The sequence below is a fragment of the Pararhodobacter oceanensis genome (genome assembly GCF_003076755.1).
In the GTDB taxonomy this organism is placed as follows: Bacteria; Pseudomonadota; Alphaproteobacteria; order Rhodobacterales; family Rhodobacteraceae; genus Pararhodobacter; species Pararhodobacter oceanensis.
In genome coordinates, this window is the sequence record NZ_QDKM01000016.1 from 18,489 (window position 1) to 38,036 (window position 19,548).

At 58.6% G+C, this 19,548-nt stretch carries 15 protein-coding genes and 1 pseudogene; 6 read left to right on the forward strand and 10 right to left on the reverse strand.

Annotated elements, in window-relative coordinates:
- Nucleotides 1-62 precede the first annotated feature (62 nt).
- From DDE20_RS18215 to DDE20_RS18230, 4 genes are all read right to left on the reverse strand, one after another.
- Nucleotides 63-1,235, reverse strand: coding sequence for a M24 family metallopeptidase (locus tag DDE20_RS18215; protein WP_116559950.1), 1,173 nt, complete (start codon nt 1,233-1,235; stop codon nt 63-65).
- On the reverse strand, nt 1,225-2,418 hold the full coding sequence (locus tag DDE20_RS18220) for a diaminopropionate ammonia-lyase (RefSeq protein ID WP_116559951.1): 1,194 nt from the start codon (nt 2,416-2,418) through the stop codon (nt 1,225-1,227). The genes DDE20_RS18215 and DDE20_RS18220 overlap by 11 nt, the downstream gene beginning before the upstream one ends.
- A 3-nt stretch (nt 2,419-2,421) precedes the next feature.
- Entirely contained in the window at nt 2,422-3,567 is a 1,146-nt protein-coding gene (locus DDE20_RS18225; protein ID WP_116559952.1) for an amidohydrolase, read from the reverse strand.
- A gap of 182 nt (nt 3,568-3,749) precedes the next feature.
- On the reverse strand, nt 3,750-4,538 hold the full coding sequence (locus DDE20_RS18230) for a GntR family transcriptional regulator (RefSeq protein ID WP_240608241.1): 789 nt from the start codon (nt 4,536-4,538) through the stop codon (nt 3,750-3,752).
- 76 nt (nt 4,539-4,614) lie between these two features.
- Here DDE20_RS18230 and DDE20_RS18235 point away from each other — a divergent pair, with 76 nt between their 5' ends.
- Together DDE20_RS18235 and DDE20_RS18240 are read left to right on the forward strand one after the other, a co-directional pair.
- Complete coding sequence (locus tag DDE20_RS18235; protein WP_116559954.1) at nt 4,615-5,394, forward strand: maleate cis-trans isomerase family protein; 780 nt, start codon at nt 4,615-4,617, stop codon at nt 5,392-5,394.
- Nucleotides 5,395-5,434: 40 nt separating this feature from the next.
- Entirely contained in the window at nt 5,435-7,885 is a 2,451-nt protein-coding gene (locus tag DDE20_RS18240) for a GcvT family protein (RefSeq protein WP_116559955.1), read from the forward strand.
- A 452-nt stretch (nt 7,886-8,337) separates the two neighbouring features.
- On the opposite strand, the gene DDE20_RS18245 is transcribed toward DDE20_RS18240, so the two are convergent.
- From DDE20_RS18245 to DDE20_RS18265, 5 genes are all read right to left on the reverse strand, one after another.
- Nucleotides 8,338-10,038 (reverse strand): ABC transporter ATP-binding protein, encoded by a 1,701-nt coding sequence (locus DDE20_RS18245; RefSeq protein ID WP_116559956.1) that lies wholly within the window; start codon nt 10,036-10,038, stop codon nt 8,338-8,340.
- Entirely contained in the window at nt 10,035-10,850 is an 816-nt protein-coding gene (locus DDE20_RS18250) for an ABC transporter permease (protein WP_116559957.1), read from the reverse strand. The genes DDE20_RS18245 and DDE20_RS18250 overlap by 4 nt, the downstream gene beginning before the upstream one ends.
- Entirely contained in the window at nt 10,847-11,806 is a 960-nt protein-coding gene (locus DDE20_RS18255) for an ABC transporter permease (protein ID WP_165814568.1), read from the reverse strand. The genes DDE20_RS18250 and DDE20_RS18255 overlap by 4 nt, the downstream gene beginning before the upstream one ends.
- Before the next feature lie 10 nt (nt 11,807-11,816).
- Nucleotides 11,817-13,391, reverse strand: coding sequence for an ABC transporter substrate-binding protein (locus DDE20_RS18260; protein ID WP_116559959.1), 1,575 nt, complete (start codon nt 13,389-13,391; stop codon nt 11,817-11,819).
- Nucleotides 13,392-13,491: 100 nt separating this feature from the next.
- On the reverse strand, nt 13,492-14,283 hold the full coding sequence (locus DDE20_RS18265) for a class II aldolase/adducin family protein (RefSeq protein WP_116559960.1): 792 nt from the start codon (nt 14,281-14,283) through the stop codon (nt 13,492-13,494).
- A 98-nt stretch (nt 14,284-14,381) separates the two neighbouring features.
- Here DDE20_RS18265 and DDE20_RS18270 point away from each other — a divergent pair, with 98 nt between their 5' ends.
- From DDE20_RS18270 to DDE20_RS18275, 4 genes are all read left to right on the forward strand, one after another.
- The gene (locus tag DDE20_RS18270; RefSeq protein ID WP_116559961.1) at nt 14,382-15,326 is read left to right on the forward strand and encodes a GlxA family transcriptional regulator; all 945 of its coding nucleotides are present in this window, start codon (nt 14,382-14,384) and stop codon (nt 15,324-15,326) included.
- Nucleotides 15,327-17,028: 1,702 nt separating this feature from the next.
- Nucleotides 17,029-17,196, forward strand: a complete 168-nt coding sequence (locus DDE20_RS19070; protein WP_165814569.1) for a hypothetical protein — start codon at nt 17,029-17,031, stop codon at nt 17,194-17,196.
- Nucleotides 17,189-17,959 carry a hypothetical protein gene (locus DDE20_RS18910; RefSeq protein WP_133240375.1) on the forward strand — a complete coding sequence of 257 codons (771 nt, stop codon included), beginning with the start codon at nt 17,189-17,191 and terminating at the stop codon, nt 17,957-17,959. Before DDE20_RS19070 ends, DDE20_RS18910 begins: the two co-directional genes overlap by 8 nt.
- Before the next feature lie 2 nt (nt 17,960-17,961).
- Complete coding sequence (locus DDE20_RS18275) at nt 17,962-19,407, forward strand: DDE-type integrase/transposase/recombinase (RefSeq protein ID WP_165814570.1); 1,446 nt, start codon at nt 17,962-17,964, stop codon at nt 19,405-19,407.
- Here the strand turns inward: DDE20_RS18275 and DDE20_RS18280 are convergent.
- Nucleotides 19,402-19,548, reverse strand: a pseudogene (locus DDE20_RS18280) (IS3 family transposase); the annotation flags it as partial. The gene DDE20_RS18275 and the pseudogene DDE20_RS18280 sit on opposite strands and share 6 nt — an antisense overlap.

Consider the following 19,548-nt stretch of genomic DNA (forward strand, 5'->3'; position numbering starts at 1 on the left):
AGAAACGGCCCGTGCGTTGCGGGCCGTTTTTATGTATGCGGTGTCGGTCTGTGACGCGCGGTTCAGATCACCGGCAGCTCAGGCGCGGCGCGTGTGCTCAACAGCACTCCGCCGTCAGGCCCGACGATGATGTTTTCTTCATGCACCATCATCAGCCCCTCGCCGTAGCTCAGGCAGGGCTCCAAAGTCAGCACCATGTTCTCACGCAGCACCGTGGTGTCGCTCTCCATATGCGAGGGTTGCTCGGTCAATTGCAGGCCCAAGCCGTGCCCCATGCGGCCGATGTCGCCGCCACTGGTGTCGAGCTCGGCGATCACCTGCGACATCGCCCGAAACAGCTCGCGGCAGGTGTTGCCGGGGCGGGCGGCGGCGAGACCGGCTTCGGTGGCGCGCCAGAGCACGTCATAGGCGCGTTTGGCGGCGTCGCTGGCGGTGCCGATGGCCCAATTGCGGTCGAAATCGCAGTAATAGCCGTCCCAGGTGCAGCCAGTGTCGATCATCAACACATCGCCGCGCGCCAGCGGCGTGATCCCCGGCGGCGAGATGCAATCGGCATAGCCGCCCTCCGCCGCGGCGCCGACCACATAGGGCGCGTCATCGGCCCCTTGGCTGAGCGCTTCACGGCGGAACTCGCGAAACACCGCGTCAAGCGGCATGCCCTCGGCGACGATCTCGGGGACGCGCGCGAAGGTGGCCGAACCGATGCCGCAGATATAGGCCAGCTTCTCGATCTCGGCGGCGGATTTGGTCATCCGCAACCCTTGCACCAGACCGGTGGCATCGGCGATCTGCAACCCGGGGAGGGCGGCGCGCAAACGCTCCCAATCGCCCAGTGGCATGCGCAGCATGGTTTCATGGCCCTTGAGCACGCCGAGCCGGGCCTTGGCGCCGTTGAGCGGCGACAGGAGCTCGGTCAACAGGCTGATGCCGTCGTCTGCGGGGGTGGGCGCGGCCCAAGTGCGGATGTCCTCGACCCAGGTGCGGCGCATCAGCTCGGCGCCGATTTCGGGGATCACCGCCACGGGTTTGCCAGCAGCCGGCACAAAGACAAACCACGGCCGCGTCGGGCTTTGCCAGAACAGGCTGCGAAAGCCGGTGAAGTAATAGACCTCGGCCTCGGTCATCAACAGCAGCCCGGCGAGCCCGGCCTCGGCCATCAGGGCCTGTGCCTTGGCGGTGCGGGTCTCGAATTCCGACCGCGCAAAGCCGCGGGCGGGCGTGGGGTTAGGCGACATTCTGGGGCTCCATGATGCGGTTGAAGATCGCCGGATCGGTGACCCCTTCGGAGCCGATCAACAGCACCCTTGCCTCGGCACCGAGTCCGAGCTTTGCCGCCAGCCCCGCATCTTGGCGCGCAGCGATCAGTGCGGCAAGCCCTGCGACAGCACTTTCCCCTGCCTCAACCGCGGTGTCACCGGCCAGCGGGCGCGCGAGCAGCCGGATTGCAGGCGCGACCATGGCCTCGGGCAGGGTGATGAAATCGCTGCTTTCTTCGACCAATATCTCCCACGCCAGTGGCGAGGGTTCGGCGCAGGACAGTCCCGCCATCAGGGTTTCGCTTTCAATGTTGAAGGCGACCGGCGCGCCGGCTTTGCCGCTTTCAAACAGACAGGCGGCGAGTTCGGGTTCGACAATGATCACGCGTGGAGAGCCGTCCCCATAATGCTGGCGCAGCGCTGCCGCGACCCCGGCGGCGAGGCCGCCGACGCCGCCTTGCAAGAACACATGGCTTGGCGCTTCGGGCAGCGCGTCGCAGATTTCCTGCACCATCACTCCGTAGCCGGCTTTGACATCAAGGGGCGGCAGCGAATAGCCCTCCCATGAGGTGTCGGAGACCACGAACCAGCCGTTGGCCGCGGCTTCGGTTTTGGCCAGATCGACGGAATCGTCATAGTCGCCTTTGATCCGGATCACCTCGGCACCAAGCGCCCGCATCGCCTCGGCACGGCCGTCCGAAACCAGCGCATGGATGTAGATTTTGCACGGCGCGCCAAAGCGTTGGCAGCCCCAGGCCAGCGAGCGCCCATGGTTGCCAGCGGTGGCCGAGACCAGCGTGATCTGAGCGGCCTCGTCTTTATACTTGCCGTTGCGAATGTCGGCGAGCGCCACCTCGCGGCCCAATTTGCGGCCGATCTCGCGTTGCAACACCCGTAGCGCCGCATAAGCGCCGCCAAGCGCCTTGAAACTGCCCAGACCAAAGCGCGGCCCTTCGTGTTTATAGAGAATTTCCCCGATACCGATGTCCCTAGCCAGCGCTTCCAGCGAGATCAACGGAGTCGGCGCATAGCCGTCCCACTGCGAAATCTCCGCTGCGGCGGTGGCGTAGTCCTCCTTGCTGATCACGCGGTGCGCGGCGTCGCCCTGGCGGCGTTCAAAGGAGATATGGCGCAGGCCGGTGGCGGGGAACCGGTGTTGCATGGGTTAATCCTTTCGGGGGGCTAGGCGTTCTCGCACCAGATCGGCCCAGAAATGGGCGCCGATGGGCAGGACCGCGTCGTTGAAATCATAGGTGTCGGAATGGAGCGGCTGGCCGTGGGGGCCGGTCTCGCCGTTGCCGATCAGCAGGAAGGCGCCCGGCACGGCGGCGCAGAAATGGGCGAAGTCCTCAGAAAAGCTCATCGCCGGGCGGTCGTCGATGGTCTCAAGCCCCGAGGCGCGGGCGGTGCGGGCGGCGGCTGCCGTGGGCTCGGGCGCGTTGATCGTCTCGATGAACACGGTGTCAAAGGACATTTCCGCGCTAACCCCATGCGCCGCGGCAACGCCGTCAACGATCTGGCGCATGAAACGCGCGACCGCTTGGCGGTCCTCGGGCTGGCGGGCGCGCACATCGCCCTTCAGCGTCGCGCGGCCCGGCAGGACGTTGCGCTGGCCATCGGTGAGAAACTCGGTCACCGAGACCACCGCCCCGGCGCCGGGCGCGAGTTTGCGCGCGACAATGGTTTGCAGCGCGGTCACTAGTTCGGCACCAACGGTGATCGCATCCACGCCGACATGGGGCATCGAGGCGTGGCCGCCCTGGCCGGTGATCTCGATTTCAAACAGGCTTTCGCTGGTGCAAATCTGCCCCACCCGCGTCGAGATCTGCCCTACCGGAGCGCCGGGGAGGTTGTGGAACGCATAGACCTCCTGAAGCGGGAAACGCTCGAGCACGCCCTCATTGATCATCGCCAAAGCGCCTTCGCCGTGCTCCTCATTGGGCTGGAACAGAAACACCACAGTGCCGTCGAAATCGCGTGACTTTGCAAGGAGTTCGGCAGCGCCAAGCAGCATTGTCATGTGGCCATCATGGCCGCAGGCGTGCATCTTGCCCGGGTTTTGCGAGGCGTAGTCATGGGTGCTTGCCTCGGTAATCGGCAGCGCGTCCATATCCGCGCGCAGCCCGATGGCGCGGTTGCCGGAGCCGATCTTCAACAGACCGACAACGCCGGCGCCCTCATGCACCTCGATACCCAACGCGCGCAGATGCTCTGCAACGCGGGATTTGGTGCGGATCTCGTCAAAACCGAGCTCGGGATCGCGGTGAAGCGCGCGCCGCAGATCGGTCAATCGGGAGTGGAATTCGGTCATAATAAGCCCTCAACCGTTTGGAGGTAAGTTAGCCAAGTGAAAGGGGTGGGAGACGTCAAATAGTGGGGACATTGGTATGATTATACAACCAACTGTTGCATTTTGTGATAAAGTTCAGAGCTTCATACCGTCGGGGGCGAAAATCTTGATCTATGCGCCTAGTTCCGCGTCCGGTCCCGCGTCTAGTCCCGCGACTGGCCCTGTGGTGGCGCTGAGACAATCGCGCGGGCGGTGAATTCGGCCAATTCCCCGCGCCAGATTTGGGTGCCGAAACAAAAGGCTACACCCGAGGCATCGCGGGTGATTTGTTGCAACTCGATGCCCGCGTGATAGGGCTCGACGCCCAGCTGGTCGGCCTCGGCGGGTTGCATCGCGCGCATGCGAATGGTGATGTCGCCGGTATGCGCCTCGGTGGCATAGTGGCGCTCCAAGATGCGGGTGGTCGACTGGCTTAGATCATAGTCGAGCAGGTCCGGAAACCGCTGTGCGACGACGCTCTCGACCTCTAGAAACGCCGCATGCCCGTCGATCAGGAAGAGGCGCGTATAGCTGTGCAGGGGCGCGCCCTCGGCCACCGAGAGGGCGCGGGCGAGTTCGGGTGTTGCGGGCTGCGTGATCTTGTCGAGCACCTCGATATGCAGGCTGCCGGTAGTGGATTGCGCCTCGGCGGCGAGGCTCAGCTTGTGGGTGATGTCATAGCTCAGGCGGCGCGGCGAGACGAAACGCCCTTTGCGACCGGTGCGGTAGCTCACCCCTTCGGTGTCCAACACTTCAAGCGCCCGGCGCGCGGTCATCCGGCTCACGCCTTCTTCCTCGGCCAAGCTGCGCTCGGATGGCAGCGCCTGATGGGGCGCAAGTCTGCCCGACTGGATCGATGCGCGCAGGGTATCGGCGATCTGGCGAAAACGGCGCGGCGCGGTGTTTTCGGATGAGAGCGGGCGGTCCGGCATGTGATGCCTTTCAAGTTTCATTTGACGAGGTGTCTTCTGGTATATACCAGATAGCTATGTGGTCTAGACCAGTTGCAATTTAGGTTGGAGCATTATCATGCATGGAACCCAGCAGTCACCCCATCAATATATTGAATCATTTGCGTTCGAGACCGACGCAGGGCTAGGGGCCGGCGCGCGACTCGGCCTGATCGTGTTGCAGACCGACCAGACCATCGAACATGAGGTGGGCGCTCTGCTACGGGGTGACGGGCGCGCGCTATATCACGCGCGAATTGCCAACCAGACCGAGGTGACGCCGGAGACCCTGCGCCAGATGGAGGCCGATCTGCCCGCTGCCGCAGCGCTTTTGCCTGCGGACTTTGCGTTCGATGTTATCGGGTATGGTTGCACGTCGGGCGCGACAATAATTGGCGAGTCGCGGGTGGCGAAAATCATCCGGCAGGTGCATCCAGAAGTGAAGGTCACAGATCCTGTGAGCGCGCTCAAAGCCGCGCTAGCCGCGATGGGGATAACCCGCATGGCGTTAGTCACGCCCTATGCGCCGTCTGTGACACAGGCCCTGCAGGACAATCTGCAAGCCGCCGGTATCCAGATCAATGCCGTCGCGTCATTCAACCAAATCGATGATTTCACGGTTGCACGGATCACCAGTGACAGTATCGCGACGGGACTTCGTGCGATCGGTAAACGCGAAGATTGCGAAGCGATTTTCGTGTCCTGCACAAGTTTGCGAACGCTTCCGGTGATCGCGGCCGCCGAAGCGGAATTGGGCAAGCCGGTGTTGTCCAGCAATCAGGTTCTAAGCTGGCATATGTTGCGGCTCGCTGGTCAGACTAGCTCGCCATCCGGTGCTGGCTGCCTGTTCGATCATTAATCCAACACCTCACATATAGTTGCATTCAAGGGCTTCTCTCATGGCAAAACCTCTCCCCTCCCATGCCCAGGTCGTCATCATCGGCGGCGGCATTCACGGCTGCTCGGTCGCTTATCATCTGGCGCGCGAGGGCTGGAAGGATGTGATCCTGCTGGAACGCAAGCAATTGACCAGCGGCACGACTTGGCACGCCGCCGGTCTCGTGGGCCAGTTGCAGGGCAGCCACGCCACCACCGCCTTTGCCAAATACGGGATCGAGCTGCTCGAGAGCATCGAGGCCGAGACCGGGCAGAATCCGGGATATCGCCGCTCGGGCTCAATCTCGATTGCGACCAATACTGAGCGCTTTGCCGAACTCAAACGCAAGGCGGACTTCGCCAAACTCTTTGGCATCGAAGCGCATCACATGTCCACCGCCGAGATCAGCGAGCGCTGGCCTCTGGTGAACCCCGACGGCGTGCTCGGCGGCATCCATATGCCCTCGGACGGCTCGGCTAACCCGATTGACCTGACCAACGCTTTGGTCAAAGGCGCACGGATGCACGGCGCGACGATCCGCGAGCATGTCAAGGTCGAAGAGGTGTTGGTCGAGGGCGGAAAAACGCGCGGCGTGCGCACCGATCAAGGCACGATCTTTGCGGATATCGTTGTCAACTGCGGCGGCATGTGGGCGCGCGAGCTGGGGCAGAAAAACAACGTCGGGGTCCCGCTTCACGCCTGTGAGCACTACTATTTGGTGACCGAGGCGATCCCCGATCTACCCGCCGATCTGCCAGTGCTGCGCTCCTATTGTGACGGCACCTATTGGAAGGAGGACGCCGGCAAGCTGCTGTTCGGCTTTGCGCATTTCCACGCCAAAGCTTGGGCCGCCAAGGGCATCCCTGAAGAGTTCTGTTTCGACAGCCTCCCGTTCATCGAGGATGACGTAATGGAGGTCTTGGAATTGGCGATGAACCGCGTGCCCCTGTTGCAAGAGACCGGTATCCGCACCTTCTTTAACGGGCCGGAAAGCTATTCCTATGACGGGCGTTTCACCTTGGGACCGGCGCCGGATCTCGAGGGCTATTATGTTCTCGCGGGTGTGAACTCGACCGGCATCCAGTCCGGTCCGGGGGCCGGAAAGGCTTTGGCCGACTGGATCATCAAGGGCCACGCGCCGATGGACCTCGCCGAGATGGACCCCGCGCGCGTCGAAGAGTTCCAGACCCGCGATCCCTATCTGCAAGAGCGCTGCCCCGAGACTTTGGTGCTGACCTACGCAATGCATTGGCCGAACCGGCAGCGCGAAACTGCGCGTAATCTGCGCCGCTCGCCCTTCTACCACCCGATGAAAGCACGCGGCGCGTGTTTTGCCGAGGTGCAGGGCTGGGAGCGTCCGGCTTGGTTTGCCACCGAGGGGATGGCGCCCGAATTCGAATACAGTTTTGGGCGACAGAACTGGTTTGACTGCGCGCAGGCCGAGCAGAAGGCGGCGCGCGAAGCGGTGGCGATGATCGATTATTCGATGCTTGGCAAATTGATGATCGAGGGACGCGACGCCGAGGCCTTCTTGCAGCGCCTCTGCACCAACAACATGGGGATGCGCCCGGGCCGTGTGGCCTATACGCTGATGCTGAACCCACGCGGCGGGATCGAAAGCGATGTCACCGTGGCGCGCCATGGCCCCGAATCCTTCATGATGATGTGTTCGATCTCGCACACCCGTCGCGACCTGCTGCATCTTCAGCGCAATATCGCAGAGGGCGAGGATGTGCGGCTGCGCGATGTGACCACCGCCTACGGGGTGCTGGGGCTGATGGGGCCGTCAAGCCGCGCCGTGCTCGCCGAGGTGTCCGGCATTGATGTCTCCAACGAAGCCTTCCGGTTCAACAGCTTGCAGCGTTTCCACATCGGCCATGCGCCGGTGTTCGCACAGCGGCTGTCCTATTCTGGCGAGCTGGGTTGGGAAATATTCGCAACGCCGGATTTCGCTGAACATGTGTTCGAGGTGCTCGAAGCCGCTGGCCAAAACCACGGGCTGCGCTTGATCGGCGGCGAGGCGTTGAACGCGCTGCGCATTGAGAAGGGCTTTGTGCATTGGGGCCACGACATGTCCTATACCGAATCGCCGCATCAGATCGGAATGGATTTCGTGTGCAAGCCGGACAAGCCGGTCCCCTTCATCGGGCGCGACGCCTATCTGGCCCGCAAGGCCGAGAACAAGGGGCCTTTCCTTTGTGCGATCAAATTGGCCGATCCCGAGCCGCTTTTGCACCACAACGAACCGGTGCTTAGGGATGGCAAAGTGGTGGGCTATGTCACCGCCGGCGCCTATGGCTATAGCAGCGGGGCGGCCGTCGGACTGTGTCTGTTGTCCCCCCCCGAGGGCACCTCCGGGCGCGAAGCCTTGGCGGCCGGCGCCTATAGCGTCTTGGTCGAGGGCAAAGCGATCGCCGCCGATATCAGCTTGACGCCATTCCACGATCCCCAAAGCCGGCGGATGCTGGGATGACTTGGTTTGAATGACGTAAGAAATTCCCGCTCGACATTTTCTCGAGCGGGCAACTGGATCGCCCCCTCATGAGCGCGGGAGAATCCTATCGTAATTCGTCGGCCGGGTTAGAACGGGTATTCCAACGGCACTCCATATTTGCTCATCTGGTGGCCAAGGCAGGGCAGGGGGAACAAGACACCTTTTACATTTTCGGCTTTGACATGCGCGCTTGTGGCGCTGTTATTTCGTTTCAAATATCACGAGATTTTCGTGACATAGGTCTTGCTCGCCGCGACAGCGGTAGGCGCAGGGGGTGTTCGGGTAATCGAGGCATAGCGCCCGCAGTGCCTCGACGCGAGGTTCGCCGGATATCTTGTAGTGGCCGGTGAATGCGGGTGGTGCGTCTGCGGGGTAAAGCGACACTTCGCTGGCCGGCGGGAAGGGGGCATCGGGGAGTTCGGCGAGGTTCTTTACCGACAGCGCCGCGTCCCGCCAAGTTTCGGTATGCGAGCGCCATCAGGCAAAGCGAACATGCTCGCGCCTACGCTTCCAATCTTGCGGTGGGCGATCACCTGCTCCAGCCATCCGAGCTTCATCTCCGGCACGGAACTCAGCAGCAGTTCCGTGTAATCGTCGAACGGCGGGCTTAGCACTTCGGACTTTCTACCGTAGCGCTGCACCTTGCCTTGATGCATCACCGCTATCGTGTCGGAGATCGCGCGCACCGTGGCCAGGTCGTGGGTAATAAACAGATAAGCCACGCCTTCGATCTTCTGCAGGTCCAAAAGAAGTTTCAGAATGCCGTCGGCCACCAGTGGGTCCAGCGCCGAGGTGATTTCGTCGCATATGATCATCTTGGGCTTAGCTGCCAACGCGCGGGCAATACAGAGGCGCTGCTTCTGGCCGCCCGACAATTCCGCCGGATACCGGTCGAAGAACTTCTCGCCAAGTTCAATCTCGTCCAGCAGTTCGATTATCCGCTTTTTCTGCTCTGCGCCGCGCATGCCAAAGTAGAACTCCAAGGGACGACCGATGATGGTGCCGACGGTATGGCGCGGGTTCATTGCTACATCTGCCATCTGGTAGATCATCTGCAGCTCGCGCAGGTCCTCGCAGGTGCGAGCCTTGAGGTCGGGAGAGAGTTTGCGCCCGGCAAATTGGATCTCGCCTTCGCGCGGCGGCAACAGCCCTGTGATCACGCGCGCGAGGGTAGATTTTCCTGAGCCGGATTCCCCGACGACCGCGAGCGTCTGGCCGGGGTAGAGGTCCATGCTCACCCCATGCAAAACATCAAACTTAGTGCCCTTGTAGCGCGTGGTTAGGTCGCGCACGCTAAGCACTGCTTCGCCGGCTGCGGGCTGTTCCTGATGCGCGATGGAACGGATCGAGACCAGTGCCTTCGTATACTCCTCCTGCGGGTTGTTGATGATCTTGTCGACGCTGCCGTATTCCACCAGGCTGCCCGTTTTTAACACCATGATGTAATCGCTCACCTGTGCCACGACTGCGAGATCATGCGTGATGTAAAGTGCGGCAACTCCAGTGTCGCGGATCGCTTCCTTGATCGCCATCAACACCTCAATCTGAGTGGTTACGTCCAGCGCGGTGGTCGGCTCGTCAAAAATCACCAGATCCGGCTCCGGGCAAAGCGCGAGCGCGGTCATGCAGCGCTGAAGTTGGCCGCCGGACACCTGATGTGGATAGCGTTCGCCGATAGTGTCCGGATCCGGCAGCCCCAGCTTGGCGAATAAGCAGCGGGCGCGCTGTTCGGCGTCCTTGCGGGAGAATTTCTTCTGCGCCACCGCCGCTTCAATCACTTGCGCCATGATCTTCTTGGCAGGGTTGAAGGAAGCCGCCGCCGATTGCGATACATAGGACACCTCGCCGCCGCGTAGGGCGCGCACCTCCCGCTGGTCGCTTTTCAGAATGTCGCGGCCATTGACCCAGACCTCCCCGCCGGTGATCTTTACGCCGCCGCGGCCATAGGCCATGGAGGCCAGGCCGATGGTCGATTTGCCGGCACCGGATTCCCCGATTAGCCCCAGAACCTTGCCGCGCTGTAGGTCAAAGCTCACACCATGCACAATCTCGAGTTCGCGCGGCTTTTCCCCGGGAGGGAAGACGACGGCGCCGATCTTCAGGTCACGCACTTTTAATAGGGCGTCGCTCATCCTCGGCCTCCTTTTAGCGAGGTTGTCCGGTTGAGCACCCAATCAGCCACAAGGTTGACCGAGATTGCTAGGGTGGCGATAGCAAAGGCTGGGATCAGGGCTGCAGGAATGCCATAGACGATGCCTTCCTTGTTCTCTTTCACGATGCCGCCCCAGTCCGCTTCTGGCGGCTGCACGCCTAGGCCTAAAAAAGACAAGGTGGAGACAAACAACACCGCGAATATGAAACGCAAACCCATCTCGGCAACCAGCGGAGACAGCGCGTTGGGCAAGATCTCGTGGAAGATTATCCAAGTAGTTCTCTCGCCGCGCAGGCGGGCAGACTCGATATAATCCATCGCCACGATATCGACAGCAACCGCACGGGATAGACGGTAGACGCGGGTAGAATCCAACAATCCCATAACGAGGATGAGCACCGGCACCGTCGCTGGGGTTACCGATAAGACGACCAACGCGAAGATCAACGTCGGAATCGACATCACCAGATCAATAAGGCGAGACAGTAGCTGGTCTATCCACCCCCCCTTCACCGCGGCAAAGAACCCCAAGACAGAGCCTAGGGTGAAGGACAGGAAGGTGGCAGCGGTGGCGATGAAAATGGTTGTGCGGCCGCCATAGATCATACGGCTCAAAAGGTCGCGACCGATGTTGTCAGTGCCCAACAAAAACTCAGCACTGGAAGGTTCCCAGGACTCGCCGACGATCTCAGCCATGCCATATGGAGCAACCACCGGAGCCAGGATCGCTATCAGAAAGTAGAGCGAGGTAAAGAACAGACCGATGAGGGCAGAAATGGGGATAATCTTCATTTCGGATGCCTCAAGCGAGGGTTGGCCAATAAGGCGACGATATCGGCGATCATGTTGAGGCCAATGTAGACCGCGGCAAAGATCAGGCCGCAGGCCTGGACCACAGGCACGTCACGCTTGGACACGTGGTCAACCAGATACTGCCCCATTCCGGGATAAACAAAGACGACTTCGATCACCACGACGCCGACGACCAGATAGGCGAGGTTCAGCATCACAACGTTCACGATCGGCGCAATCGCGTTCGGGAAGGCATGGCCGTAAATCACTTGAAGAGCGTTGAGGCCCTTGAGTTCCGCGGTTTCGATATAAGCCGACTGCATCACGTTAAGGATCGCGGCGCGGGTCATCCGCATCATATGCGCCAGCACCACAAGGGCCAGCACGGCTATCGGAAGTGCGATAGCGTTGAGTTTTTCAAACAAGCTCATGTTGTCGTTGATCATGGCTACAGACGGAAACCACTGCAATTTCACCGCGACGAAATAAATGAGAACGTAGCCGATCAAAAATTCTGGGATCGAGATCGAGGCCAGAGAGACCGCGGAGATCAGCTTGTCAGGCCAAAGATCTTTGAAGCGGACGGCAAGAATACCAAGAAAGAGCGCCAGAGGCACCGCTACCACAGCGGCCCAGAAGGCAAGAAACACTGTGTTCCGAAGGCGAGTGCCAAGGGCCTGGGCGATGTCTTGGCCGCTGGTAAGTGCGGTTCCGAAATCACCTTGAACCGCCGCTAGGAGCCAGGAAACATAACGCTGCATCGGCGGGTCGTTCAGGGACAACTCGGCGCGCAGGTTGGCCAGCGCTTCGGGGGTTGCCGACTGGCCCAGAATCGACTGGGCAACGTCGCCCGGCAACAGGATGGTGCCGGCGAAAATAACAACTGAGATGATAAGAAGGAGGAGGAGACCCAGCGCGATGCGCTGAGCCAAAAGTCTGATGAGCATGTTATTCATGTGCCGGCCGTCAGGAGAACCAGCACTTATGAGGGGCAAGGCCGTCCATAAGTTCGGAATTGCCGTTCTCCTCCCAGCCGGAGATGTTGTCGCGAACGCCGACGACAAAATTGTTAAACATCGGGCAAATCAACCCGCCTTCGTCGCGCAGAATATCGGCCATTGACGCGTATAATGCGGTCCGACGTTCAGTATTCGTTTCCGCGCGCGCATCATAGAGAAGCGCGTCGAACTCTTCGTTCTGAAAGCGGGTGTCATTCCATTCAGCATCCGACAGATAGGCCGTCGAATACATTTGGTCTTGCACAGGCCGGCCGCCCCATCGTGAGATACAGAACGGCTTTCTGTTCCATACTTCCGAAAAGTAACCGTCGCTTGGCTCTCGCTGAATTCGAATGTCGATTCCGGCGGCCATCGCCGTCTGCTGATAGAGTTGCGCGGCATCCAAAGCGCCGGGAAATGCGGCGTCAGAGGCGTGCAGGACAATTGGCGATCCGTCGTGGCCTGATCTCTCATAGTGTTCTCTGGCGAGCTCAGGGTCGAAAGTGCGCTGTGACAGGCTGCCATCAAAGAGAGGGTAGGCATTGTTGATTGGCGTGTCGTTTCCGACGGCGCCGTGACCGTGAAGTATTTTTTCGACCAGTTCTTCTCTGTTCACGGCGAGTTTGAGCGCCATTCGGAGATCGTAATTGTCGAAAGGTGCCGTGTCGCACTGCATGACAAAGGTGTAGTGTGCGCGACTGGTCGTGCTCTTTACCGAAACCCCGTTTGAACGTCCGAGGAAACGGGCGATAGATGGATTCACCTGATTAGTAACGTGAACTTGGCCCGCCTGCAGAGCGGAGTTGCGGGCCGTCGAGTCGTTGATAACTAGGATCTCGACTTGATCAAAATGACCGCGGCTATCATCCCAGTAGTCATCAATTTTTTCAAAGGCATAGCTGATGCCGGGCATCGCCTCGACCAACCGATATGGACCAGTGCCGATGCCGTCTGCTGGTGCCTCGCGTCCGCCGCCCGGCTGAATGACCAGATGATAGTCGGTCAACAAATACGGGAAATCAGCGTTACCGGTGTCCAGCTCAACGATGACGTCGCTTCCTTCCGTGCGTATGTCTTGAATATTGCTCAGAATGCCAAGAGCTCCCGACTGGGAAGCTCGGTCAGAGTGGCGCCGGAGCGTTTCGGCAACATCCTGTGGCTGTAAGGGCCGGCCATCATGGAACGAAATGCCTTGGCGGATTTTGAAGCGCCACGTTATGGCCGCACTATCACTGCTGAGGTCTTCCGCAAGCCGCATGTCGAGGCTTCCGCTTGCGTTGACTTCAAAAAGCTTCTCGCCAAAGATCTGGACAATTTGGATGGTGACAAGACTAGATGCGAAGGCAGGGTCAAGCGAATCCGTGCTTTCCCCGCCGCCAAGCCCCATGACAAACTTGCCACCTCTTTGTGGCAAGTCGGCAAACGCTCGCGTTGCAGTGCCCATCGCCGGAAGCAGAAGGCTCGCACCTGCAGCGCTGGCTTTTCGAAGAAACTGCCGTCGGTTTGGGTTCGACGGTGAGGCGATCGTGTTCTCTTTTTCCATTTTGGCCCTATTGGATTGTCGTTGCGGCATCCCAAGTGTCGCTGAATTGCCCGTGTCGCTTTGTTGTCTCTAACTCCCCATTCTTCGCGAGGTGAAGCAGTTAGGCCTTGTAGTGGGCTGCCTCGACATCCAACCGGCGGCGAATGGCATGCCATTCAAGTTCGCCCTCGTATCCATACCAGTCGCTGGCAGCCATATCGCGCAAGTGTCTCTGCTGCTCGGATTCGGGGATGGTGCGAATCTCGACACCTGGGCAGGCTGCTGCTTTTTGAACTTCCAGTTGAACTGCGCAGGCCTGATCCAGATAGAATGAGCGAAAGAAAGCTTCGCCAGCAGTTCGGCCGAACACAAATGCACCATGCCAAGCCTCAACCACGGCCTTCTTGCCGCGACCGGCTGCCAGCAGTCCCATTAGGAAATCATCAGTGCATTCGAATTCATAATCCGTATAGCCCAACACATCACCCCCGCCGATCATCAGATAGGCCTGACTGTATGGACCGACGCCGTCAGCCTGGGCGGATACACCCATGATTGCCTTGGTGTGGATGTGCATAATGCAGTTCATCTCGGGCTCAGCCTCAAAAAAAAGCTTGCCGATCTCGGTTGCCGAAGGATTGGGTTCGCCGTTTTCCGGATTGTGGTTGGTGCGATCAAAGCCAACTTTAATCAGATTCGAGGCGGTGACCTCTTCGTGCATCCATCCATAATGGTGTGTCAGAAGGGCGTCTTCTCCGGGCACCCGTATTGCATGCCATTGGTTCGTCTGATCCGTCAGCCGGTATTTCACCAGCGCGTTATAGATTGCCGCCAACTCGCAGCGGGCCTCCCATTCCGCATCCGAGCATGCTGCCGGGCGACCGACTAGCGGGGTTGGGGTCATGATAGTCATTGCGTGCTCCTACGAGTTGCTTGTCGACAGAACGCTAGCTTTGTCTTGGCCAAAAGGTTTATATAAAAGTGCCTTTTTCTTGCCTTAAGGTGCCACAAATGAAGAAAGTGTCTCTAGTTCTGTTTCCCGGGTTTCAAATGCTTGCCTATGTTCTTGCAACCGAAACCATGCGAATTGCCAATAAATGCGCGGCGCAGCAGATGTTCAGCTGGCAAACCCTGACGGTGACACAATCCGGGGTGGCCGCGTCGAATGGGGCCACGGTGCTGCCCGACAAGCAGCGGTGGCCCAACAATGAAGATTCTGATTTGGTGTTGCTTTGTGCGGGCTACGATCCGTTGAACTGTCTGCCGTCCGCTTTCCGTGCATGGCTGAGTCGTTTGGAAAAAGGGGATACTGTGCTGGGTGGCCTTGATACCGGCACGGTTGTTCTTGCTGCGCTGGGGCTTCTTGATGGCCATGAAGCTGTGCTCCACCATGAAGCGGAGCCGAGTTTTCGAGAGTATTGGCCCAACATCGAAGTCCGTGATCAAATCTATTGCCTGACACGCAAGCGTTTGACTGCTGCTGGCGGGATCGCCACTGGCGACGCCATGCTGGCATGGATTGAATCAGTCGCAGGGAGCGAATTGGCTGCCGCAACGTCCGATGCTATGGCACATGGTGAAATTCGTTCGGCCGGCACACAGCAGCGAGTCACCGTGACTTCCGATCCTGTCTTACGAAAAATGCACGCGAAAATGGTTGAGAACTTCTCGGAGCCCCGCTCTCTGACGCAATTAGCCGTTGAGCTGGGTTTGAGTTTAAAAGCTCTGCGAAAGCGAAGTCAGCACGGTTTGGGTCTTAATCCGCAAGAATACTACATGAAGCTGCGGCTATCTCAGGCGATGCAGTTGTTGCGAAGCTCAGAAATGAGCGCAACGGAGGTTGCCTTTGCCACTGGATTCTCATCGCTGCCGGCCTTCTCAAGGCAGTTCAAGGCGGTATTTGCGCGCAATCCCAGCGAAATCAGCGCCGCGAAAAGAAAACCAAATTCTCTCTAGACGGCGACAGCATTTAGGGCGTGCCGTGGCGAACGCGTGGTAGGGGAACAAATTTGATCTGACGGACGTCGATGTTGTTTCCTCGACGACATCTGTATGCCTCCGTGGATCTTTGGGAACCACAAAGGAAGAGGGGCGATCTTGGGATTATTACGATCGGATTCGACCTCGGGGGATTCAGAGCCTCGTGATCGATCCGAGTAAGAGCCGTCTTGAGACGTTGCGACAGCGGGAATTGATCGGTGGATGAATTCTAAGGTCCACTGCTCCACATTCGATGGGCGCTAAGAGTTCAGCCGCGTGTCGCGTTTTCTTACAGCTTTCCACTTGAAACTTGGATGCAGAACCAGCGAAGATTTGCGGGCGCGCGCGAATAGTCGCGATGGCGTAGATGCGTCAAGGATATTTTAAGCCAGAAGCGAAAATTGTTTTCTTGCAAGATTCTGGCCAATCTATTTATAGTTCGCCCCATGACATACAGACCCTCACATATCTCGCTTCGGCTAATACGGCTCATATAAGATGAGCCTGTTCGGCCGTGCGAAAACGGCTGAAACCGAAAACTGAGAATGAAGAGCGTATCGATGACTGTCGACCTCCCTACATGTCCGTCTACCGTGCCTGTGCATGACAAAAGCGCATGTGCCGTGATGCTGCTGTCAGCGAATCGCTGTGCAGCTTTTGGCGGAATCTCCTGGAAAAATATTTCGTGATTCGCCGCTGTTAGTGGGCATCAAAGGGGCAAGACGCTCCCTTAACCCCCTGACAGCGACGCGCCGCCCGGTGCAAACGAATCTGAATCTGGCCCTGCGAAAATGTCGCGGAAAAACATGCCAGATTTTGAGCTTGGGTAATAGGCACGGGGTCCAGCCCATGGGGAAGGGTCAAATCATGCAATGCGAAAAATGTCGTGAGTTAAACTTTTTCGCAAATCCCCGACTGCATGGGAAACTACCTGATTGTCAGGAAATGAAAAGGCCTTTTGATCGCTAAGATACACCGTTAAAAAACACGTGCTGATACGGCACTGAAGGATGAATGAAGGAGAGCGACAACAGGTGGCGTGAGGAGCCCGATCTATGCCCGAAGGCCGACTTTTTCGCATGAAGGCTGATGTCGTGTGTTTTTCTACGATCATAGATCGTGAGGGGTAACTCGGGCGGGAGCGAAGGCTCGCCGATCGTCAGCGCGACAGCATTTGCGGATACCTTTGGTTTCAAGGGTTTTCGCGTGACATTGATACGCGGGAATATTGCGTCGTTCGCGGGGCAATGTGACCGGTATCTTTCACCGCGGCCGATCTTCGGCCGAATGAACATAACGGCTGCCCATGGGGTGGCGCAAAGACACGGAGAATACAAATGAAGTGCTAGAACCAGAAAAGATAAACACCCGAACCGCTGCAACGGAACGAGTGTTTATCGGTAATGAGGCAGATCTAAATCTACCGTGTCGATACGGTTTTCCTAGCAAATCTGGAAACAGATTTCAAGGATGATGTCTGTCCTCACAATACTGCTCGATCCTAAACGGCCTCTGCATTTGCGCAGCTGAGCCGTCCGGAAAGAGTCTTCCACGGAACAGACCGTTCCCCATCACCTGCGCTTCAGCAGGGTGGCGGAGCCATGTCTGAATTCCCCGTGATGCATCGCTTCCGTCGCCCAGTTCCGGGCGAGGGTCAACTCAAGCGTGAGAACAGACAATGTCTAACGAAACCGAACTTCGCCTCGATCTCGAGAAAGCCTGGAAACCTGCAAGCGTCCGTTTCGACTGGTCGCAAGGGCTGCACGCTGACCGCGGGTTGGTCGAGCGCTTTTTCAACGAGCTTTCCTCGGATTTTCTGCAGAGGGTGGGTGAGCAAAATGACTAATCCGAACGACGCGATCAAAAAGGTCGCCCAAGCGACAACTCGGCGCGAGAAAGCCACGAAAGAGAAGCGGAAGCGCAAGGCCGCGATTCAGATCGGGCCTATCCCGGGGGTGATCCCCTTCGATGGGCTGCGCAATCCGCTGAGCCGGAGCGATAAGGCATATAAATCCGGAATGCTGATCCGCACCAAGGCGAATGGCTTTATGCCATCTGTGGCGCTCAATGACTCGGAAGCGGAAGAAGCCGTCAAAATCGAGGCTCTTTTGCAGCCCAACGTCTATGACGTGAAGTGCCAGCCATACAAGGTCAAGCTCCCGGGCGAGAAAACCAGGGCCAAATCCCACTGCTTCGATGTCGGCATTCGGCTCGAATGCGGGACCTACAAGTTGGTGTATGTCCGTGGCGAAGTCAGTCTGCAGTCTCGCACGACAAACACCGAGATTGCGGAAATCGTGCGGCGCACCCCGAAAGACGCCGCCGACGAAATCGTGGTGATTTCGGACTTGTCGTTTTCTCGGGTCTACCGGGACAACAATCGCCGCATCATGATGTGTCACTTGATGCCTGATGCGGATGCGGATCAGGCAGTGGTCGAGCTGACACGTCATGCGGCAAAAAGGGTCCGGCTCGAGAACATCGTCCACGAATCCGGACTGCCTGAAAGCACCGCATGGCAAGCCATCATGCGCATGATTGGCGCGGGACGCATCGGAACCGAGCGCGACGCCGTCATCGACTATCCCTCTTATATCTGGAGCACTTAATCATGAAACTGAACGTCAATCCCGAGTTCCCTGTCGGTTGCCTGATTGTTGACGGCACCAAGGCTTCGAAAGTGGTCGCTATCGTCAAAGACTCTGCGGTCCTTCGCCCCGTCTCCGCTGATGCCAATGCTATGCAGGACTTCCTTATGTCCACCGCAGAAATCCGCGAGCATGCCAAGCGGGTTGACTTCGAGATCAAGTTCTCGACCTCTGCCTACATGCAGGGTTCGGGGCTTGTGGATCCGAAGGACGTGCCGTTCGTTGCGTTCGACGAAGAAGAGAAGATGCGGGCTATCTTTGGTGCCGCTTGCTGCATGGCACTTGAAGAACTCCGTAACGAGGGGCTCATCAGGATCACAGCGCCGTCAATCGACGAAAACCATGATCTCGTCAGCAAGCGGACACAGGAAGTTTTTCGGCGGTTCCTTGGGGTGACACGACGTGGCAATCGCAAACACGTCGGATTTGACGTGCCGTATGGCCAGACGCTGGTGAAGCAATACAACGCTTATACCCACGAGGCCTTTGATCCCTCCGATTTTTGGACGAAGCACTCCAAAGCGGGACGCAAGAAGAAAACCTTTGATCAGTGGGTTATGGACCTGATGGCGGAGGCGTATTCGCCCTATCGTGACCAGCGTGAACCCAAACTTATTCGCTGTTACGAGAGGCTTCAGGGTATGCTTCTTGACGCGAACAGGGAGCGTCTGGCGACGGTTCCTGGTTTTGAGCCAGTCAAGGTTTCTGAGCGTAAGTTCCGAGAGTATGCGGCCAATCAGAAACCGACCGCTGTTAAAGTCAGTCGCAAGGGTCAGCATGAGAGCGCGCGGCTTAATCGGTGTGGGATCGGAGAAATCGCCGCGAGGATGATCGGCGAATCCGTAGAGATCGATGAATGCGAGCTTCCGCTCTGGGTTTTTCTTGAGAAAACCGGCATGCATAAAGTCTTTGGCCCCGAGACCATGCGCCAGCTGAAACTGGAAGCCCAAGACCCCAAAAAGGGGAAGGTATGGGTGCTGGTCGCTGTCGATGTGGCGACAGGAATGCCTTTGGCGTTTCATCTGGCAAAGTCACAAAACGCGGACGATTCCATCGAGCTCCTGCGTCGTCTTGTGAGCGACAAAACGAAACTGGCGCAGGACGCCGGTTGCAAAAACCCGCCACCACCCCCTGTGCGCCCGTATATGGTCACGATGGATACCGGTTCGGGCCTTTGGAACAACAGTGTGCCGCGCGCGATTTTGAGTTTGGGCGGTTGGTTCCGGTATGGGCGGACGAAATCGGCAACGGATAAGGCGTTCGTGGAGCGGTTCTTTGCAACACTTGGGTCAGATATCGTAAAGGCGCTTCACGGATACAACGGCCAGGGGCCTGGCACCAAGACCGAGTATGACGGTCAGGACATGACGGTGATGATGACCTGCCCCCCATGGGTCCCTCACTCATAACGAGAGTTTGCAGTTTTGGTTTTGATAGTTTGGGGTTCCGGATTGGGCAAGCGCGGTGGGCGCGGAGCCCTCAAATTGCTCAAGCGCCTGCCGCGCTTGCTTTGGCGTTTGGTTTCCGAGCGATGAGTGTGGCCTGATGGT

What these genes read in the sequence shown, in the direction of transcription:
- DDE20_RS18240 (WP_116559955.1), top strand. Translation starts at nt 5,435, where the DNA reads ATGGCAAAACCTCTCCCCTCCCATGCCCAGGTCGTCATCATCGGCGGC.
- DDE20_RS18275 (WP_165814570.1), top strand. Translation starts at nt 17,962, where the DNA reads ATGAAACTGAACGTCAATCCCGAGTTCCCTGTCGGTTGCCTGATTGTT.
- DDE20_RS18235 (WP_116559954.1), top strand. Translation starts at nt 4,615, where the DNA reads ATGCATGGAACCCAGCAGTCACCCCATCAATATATTGAATCATTTGCG.
- DDE20_RS19070 (WP_165814569.1), top strand. Translation starts at nt 17,029, where the DNA reads ATGTCTAACGAAACCGAACTTCGCCTCGATCTCGAGAAAGCCTGGAAA.
- DDE20_RS18255 (WP_165814568.1), bottom strand. Translation starts at nt 11,806, where the DNA reads ATGAATAACATGCTCATCAGACTTTTGGCTCAGCGCATCGCGCTGGGT.
- DDE20_RS18265 (WP_116559960.1), bottom strand. Translation starts at nt 14,283, where the DNA reads ATGACTATCATGACCCCAACCCCGCTAGTCGGTCGCCCGGCAGCATGC.
- DDE20_RS18230 (WP_240608241.1), bottom strand. Translation starts at nt 4,538, where the DNA reads ATGAAACTTGAAAGGCATCACATGCCGGACCGCCCGCTCTCATCCGAA.
- DDE20_RS18220 (WP_116559951.1), bottom strand. Translation starts at nt 2,418, where the DNA reads ATGCAACACCGGTTCCCCGCCACCGGCCTGCGCCATATCTCCTTTGAA.
- DDE20_RS18260 (WP_116559959.1), bottom strand. Translation starts at nt 13,391, where the DNA reads ATGGAAAAAGAGAACACGATCGCCTCACCGTCGAACCCAAACCGACGG.
- DDE20_RS18910 (WP_133240375.1), top strand. Translation starts at nt 17,189, where the DNA reads ATGACTAATCCGAACGACGCGATCAAAAAGGTCGCCCAAGCGACAACT.
- DDE20_RS18245 (WP_116559956.1), bottom strand. Translation starts at nt 10,038, where the DNA reads ATGAGCGACGCCCTATTAAAAGTGCGTGACCTGAAGATCGGCGCCGTC.
- DDE20_RS18225 (WP_116559952.1), bottom strand. Translation starts at nt 3,567, where the DNA reads ATGACCGAATTCCACTCCCGATTGACCGATCTGCGGCGCGCGCTTCAC.
- DDE20_RS18250 (WP_116559957.1), bottom strand. Translation starts at nt 10,850, where the DNA reads ATGAAGATTATCCCCATTTCTGCCCTCATCGGTCTGTTCTTTACCTCG.
- DDE20_RS18215 (WP_116559950.1), bottom strand. Translation starts at nt 1,235, where the DNA reads ATGTCGCCTAACCCCACGCCCGCCCGCGGCTTTGCGCGGTCGGAATTC.
- DDE20_RS18270 (WP_116559961.1), top strand. Translation starts at nt 14,382, where the DNA reads ATGAAGAAAGTGTCTCTAGTTCTGTTTCCCGGGTTTCAAATGCTTGCC.